The organism is Bradyrhizobium sp. NAS80.1 (assembly GCF_001908205.1).
Classification (GTDB): Bacteria; Pseudomonadota; Alphaproteobacteria; order Rhizobiales; family Xanthobacteraceae; genus Bradyrhizobium.
The window spans coordinates 1-4,691 of the sequence record NZ_LGHL01000331.1 but is presented as its reverse complement, the minus strand read 5'-3'; the positions used below and the strand labels follow the sequence as shown (position 1 = coordinate 4,691).

The following is a 4,691-nucleotide window of genomic DNA, read 5'->3' as shown; positions in this document are numbered from 1 at the left end:
CGAGGAGACTGGTCCACGTGGCGAAGCGCTGGGCAACTTCCCGCAGGCATTCACTCACATCGGGTTGATAAGCGCCGCGTTCAACCTGGACCGCCGGCTCGGCGTGCGTGGGGCCTTGAGTAGGGGCGGGCCATGAGCGCGCAGGTCGCTTACCTAGGGACGTGCGTCCCGGACTGGGTGAAGGAGCTTTCGAGCAGCGATCCGCTTCAGCGCCGCCTCGGCGCATATGCCCTGGGCGAGATCGGCCCCGCGGCAACCGAGGCTGTGTCCGACCTCGCCGCGGCCCTGCAGGACCCGGTTGCGTTCGTGCGCGTCTGGGCGGCGGCGGCCCTCGCACGGGTGGCGCCGCCGGGTGGAGAGTCGGTCACCGTCCTCATAGCGGAGTTGGGCGACGAGCTTGCCTTCGTCCGCAGCCTGGCGGCTTGGCACCTCGGTCGCCTCGGTCCGGCCTTCCCGGGGATCGAACAAGCCCTCCTCCCCCTCCGACAGCTAGCGGGTGATATGGATCCGAGCGTGCGGGTGGAGGCCGCGCTGGCGCTGGGGATGCTCGAGGGGAAGGGCGCCCCGCCGCCGGAGCTGAAGTCCTTGTCCACTTGAGCCTCGGGCTACATCGCCTCGCGCGGATTCAACTCGGAGCGCGACCGCCTGCCGATATCCGGCCTTGTTGCGTTGTCCATGACAGGGTTCGTCACCATTCCCCGACGCCGAAAGCGATCGCGGTAGTTTCCGCTCAGTAGTCCCGACGGTTACGCTGCTTCCTAGAGATTGGACCGAAAAGCGGCAAGCCATTCGCATATGCGGCGCCAGGCATCGCGGAGGATATGCCCTTCGCCCCAATAGCGGACGAGCTCAACTTTCTCCAACGTTCCGAAGTGCGCTGAACATCGCACTCACCGAGCGAAACACACCGAATCCCCCCCACTCCTGGGACACGTGCCGATCATGCTCTATTAGCCAATCGACGTGCTTGTTCTTTGCGAGGGAAATTTCAAGGCGCATGTTTTCTTGTAATCTGATTGCCCGAATTTCATCCAGGCAAAAGACTGTTCCGGCAGCGGTCATATGTAGGGCCGCGGTGGACATCTGATGGTCAATTGTCTGACGTTCCAGTCATAGAAACAATTCGAGCATTGCCTAACTCTTCCGAGGTTGGCGCTTCAAACATACGCTCTGCGAAATCAAACATCTCGGGTGTAACGCGAAACGCGTATGTGCTCCCGCCGACTCGATTTCTGTGCTCTACGCGCATTCGGCGAATCGATTCTTCTGTATTCACATAGTGAAGCGTATGGGCGATCCCGAGATTGGTCGCGAAATTGTAGGCTTTGTTACGCCGCGCTTTGCGGATGAAGCCCAGGTCCAAGATGACCGATCGACCTCTACGGAGCACCGCTTCAGCCAAAGCATAGATCATGGATTCGCAGCGATCCACTCGCTCGGCAAACCATTCGGGCGTCATGCTGTTGACAGTGGTGCCTTTGGGAATATCCGGCTGAAACAGCTTGGCCATCCACTCGTCCATGGAGAAAACGACAGCATCGAGTTGCTCTGCGAGTTGGTTCGCGTAAGTGGACTTCCCGGAGCCGACCGGCCCGCAGATGAGGTTGATCGGGGATTGTTTTGACATAGATGATCTGTCCTAGAATCTTAGCTACTTCATGGCGATCGCAACGCCCGCCTGCATTGGCCAAGTCGTTGCAGTGTGCCGCAGTGCGTGGCGGACCACATCGTTGCCCATTCCCGCTTCCATGAGGCTGGCGCTGCTTGTCCGTTCTGGCATGGTCGATCTTGCGCCAGCGCACCAAGTGAGGGCGCAGTCGGCTCTCGATCTTCGCTGGAGGGCGGCGTTCGTTCGACAGCGAATTCCCCAACGACTTGCGAGACACCTCAACGCGTTAACTTTGATCGTGGGCCGGTCCGTCCCGCTATTTTTGCGCCTTTCTAGCCATGACCGTCAGTGGGGTGTCCTTGAGGAAGGTGCGATCGAATGTTGTCCATCCCAAACGGGAATACAGGGACTCATTATTTGGTGTGAAGAGATAGAGTGTGCTGAACCCGAGCCGCTCGGTCTCCGAGGCGGCCGCCGTTGCCAGTGCGGAAGCCACGCCGTTTCCACGATGCGCGGGCGGGACGTATACGGAAGACAACCAGGGGGACAGGTTCTTGTGAATGAGTGTGGTGACCAGTATGCTGGCCGTGCCAAGGAGAGTCTTATCGTCCTCAGACAGCGCCACCAAGGCTACCGGAAGACGGTTGGGATCTTTCGCGCTGGTCAGTCGCACGATACGCTGCTCCAGCGTTACTTCGGGAGTTAGATATCCGAACTCTTCGTGCTGCCAAGCTGCGATGGTCGGAATGAAGCGTTCTAAGTTCTTAAGATGTTCAATACGTATGTTCATCGTTCCTGATCCGATCATGTATTCACCTGCGCTTCCGTTATGTCGGCCATCTTGATTGTCGCGACGCTCCGCCTGGAACAGGGCCTTCGTGGACATTTAAGCGGTTTTTAAACCGCACGTCATGTTTCCGTCGCCGATACCGATGTGGCCGGGCGGCCGCACGCCGGTATTATTGATCGATCGGCTCATCGCTTGAGACTTCCGACGAAGTCTGCCGCTTCCGCAATTGCCTCATAGGCCCGATCAAGCTCGGGCGCTGTGACGCAGTAAGGCGGCATAAGGTAGATCACATTGCCAAGGGGACGAATCAGCAGATCCCTTCGACGAAAGAACGCGCGCAACGAGGGGCCAACTTCGGCGAGATAGCCTGTCGATCCGACGTCGAGATCCAGCGCAACCACGGTGCCCATTTGCCGGACATTGACGAAGCGTGGATCTGTACGAAAGCGGACTAGGCGCTTGGCATGCATGTCCGCCAAGCTCGCCACGCGCTCTTTCACGGGCTCATTCCGCCAGATGCAGAGGTTCGCCAATCCGGCGGCACATGCGATCGGGTTCGCGGTATATGAGCTGGAATGGAAGAATGTGCGGCTGCGGTCTGTCGATAGATGGGCTTCGAATATCGCTGGCTGGCACAAGGTGGCGGCTAAGGGAAGTGCGCCTCCTGTCACCCTTCGAGGTGCACAGGATGTCGGGCACGATGCTTGCTTGCTCGCAGGCGAAAAGCGTGCCGGTTCGTCCCCAGCCGGTCATGACTTCGTCTGCGATCAGCAGAACATCCCGACGCGAGGTGAGGCGCCTGAATTCAGCCAAGAGATGCGCAGGATAGGTCTTCATTCCACCGGCGCCGAGCACCAGAGGTTCGATGAGCAAGGCGGCGATATCGCCGCGGCGACAGACGCGATCAAGCTCATCCAGCGTGTCTTGCTCCAGCCCGGGCTCAGGAAAGGGAATGGTTTCAACCTCGAATAGCAACTGTTCGTAAGCGGCGTTGAACACGCCGCGCGCGCCCGCCGACATCGTGCCCACCGTATCCCCGTGATAGATATGTTCCATGACCACGATGCGTGCGCGTGGGGTGCGCCTGTTGTGAAAATAGCCGAGGGCCATTTTTAGAGCGACTTCCACCGACGTCGAGCCGCTATCGGAGAAGAAAACGTGACTAAGGCCGACAGGCGCAATCTGAATCAGACCTTTAGCCAGCCCTTCCGCTGCTGCGTGAGTGTATTCGGCGAAGATGATCTGATCGAAGCTCTCGGTGGCTCTTCGGATTGCATCCATGATTGTTGGATGCCGATGACCGTGAGTGATGACCCACCAGGAGGAAATTGCATCGAAGACGGCTCGGTCGTCCTCGTCTATCAGATAGGCGCCCTCGGTCCTCAAGATTCTCTTGAAGACGGGGTCAAGGCGATGCTGGGCGAATGGATGCCATACGGGCGATGGCTGAAGGGCGCTCATTGCGGGTACCGCTCACACAACACGGAGAGATCGAAAGTCTTGCGGAAGGCCTGACGCAACCGCTGCTGCGTCAGCACGTCAAGACGTGGAAGGCGTCCGAGACGACGGACCTGGCCAGTCTCCACGATGGTATTCTCAGTATCCGTGACAGCGTCGCCGATGAAAACTACTCCGTGGACCGGGATTTGGCGGCTGCGCATCGCCTCGAGCGAGAGCAGGGTATGATTGATCGTACCGAGCGCCGTTCGGGCGCACAGAATGACAGGAAGTTGCCAGCGCGCGAACACATCGGCAAACAACGTGTCAGTTGCAAGCGGAACCAGCAAGCCTCCCGCGCCCTCAATCACCAGCGGTTGGCTGACGTCGGGTGGCTGCAACATCGCGGATTCAAGCCTCACCTTGTCGATTGCAGCGGACAGGTGAGGTGACAGCGGCGCTGTCAACCGCCATTGCTCGGGAATAATCCGGTGCGCCGGAATCCCGACGAGGCGGATGACCATCTCGCTGTCAGTCTCGCCGTCGAGTCCAGACTGAATTGGTTTCCAATAGCAGGCGTTCAGGGCGTCGGTCAGTGCAGCCGAGAAGACAGTCTTGCCGATGCCCGTATCTGTTCCCGTGACCACAAAGCGCTGACTCATACCGTTTCGTCTCGAAGAGCTTGGTCAAGACGCTCGAACAAGGCAGCGATGTCGGCGGCAGTCACATCGAGCGTGACGGCGATACGTACGGTAATCGCTCCCCGGCCGGACAACGATAGGCGTCTTCCTCCGGCAAATAGACAAAGTCCTGCTTACCGAAGCGTCCGTCCGACTTGGCGCCCGAAGTCATCGG

Annotated in this window: 4 protein-coding genes and 1 pseudogene; 1 reads left to right on the top strand and 4 read right to left on the bottom strand. The window is 59.2% G+C overall.

Annotation, left to right across the window (positions count from 1 at the left end; translation table 11 throughout):
- Positions 1-132 precede the first annotated feature (132 nt).
- Positions 133-597, top strand: coding sequence for a HEAT repeat domain-containing protein (locus AC629_RS42935; RefSeq protein WP_084810649.1), 465 nt, complete (start codon positions 133-135; stop codon positions 595-597).
- A gap of 493 nt (positions 598-1,090) precedes the next feature.
- Here AC629_RS42935 and AC629_RS42925 read toward each other — a convergent pair whose 3' ends face one another.
- The 4 genes and pseudogenes from AC629_RS42925 to bioD form a co-directional block, all read right to left on the bottom strand.
- Complete coding sequence (locus tag AC629_RS42925; RefSeq protein WP_084810647.1) at positions 1,091-1,627, bottom strand: P-loop nucleotide/nucleoside kinase family protein; 537 nt, start codon at positions 1,625-1,627, stop codon at positions 1,091-1,093.
- Between the two features lie 298 nt (positions 1,628-1,925).
- Positions 1,926-2,495, bottom strand: a complete 570-nt coding sequence (locus AC629_RS42920; protein WP_084810646.1) for a GNAT family N-acetyltransferase — start codon at positions 2,493-2,495, stop codon at positions 1,926-1,928.
- 89 nt (positions 2,496-2,584) lie between these two features.
- Positions 2,585-3,860: pseudogene (locus tag AC629_RS42915) on the bottom strand (adenosylmethionine--8-amino-7-oxononanoate transaminase).
- Entirely contained in the window at positions 3,857-4,498 is a 642-nt protein-coding gene (bioD, locus tag AC629_RS42910) for a dethiobiotin synthase (RefSeq protein ID WP_084810645.1), read from the bottom strand. The pseudogene AC629_RS42915 and the gene bioD overlap by 4 nt, the downstream one beginning before the upstream one ends.
- Between the last annotated feature and the right edge of the window lie 193 nt (positions 4,499-4,691).

Excerpts from the sequence above, each read along its gene's own strand:
- AC629_RS42935 (WP_084810649.1), top strand. The coding sequence starts at position 133 with ATGAGCGCGCAGGTCGCTTACCTAGGGACGTGCGTCCCGGACTGGGTG.
- AC629_RS42925 (WP_084810647.1), bottom strand. The coding sequence starts at position 1,627 with ATGTCAAAACAATCCCCGATCAACCTCATCTGCGGGCCGGTCGGCTCC.
- AC629_RS42920 (WP_084810646.1), bottom strand. The coding sequence starts at position 2,495 with ATGTCCACGAAGGCCCTGTTCCAGGCGGAGCGTCGCGACAATCAAGAT.
- bioD (WP_084810645.1), bottom strand. The coding sequence starts at position 4,498 with ATGAGTCAGCGCTTTGTGGTCACGGGAACAGATACGGGCATCGGCAAG.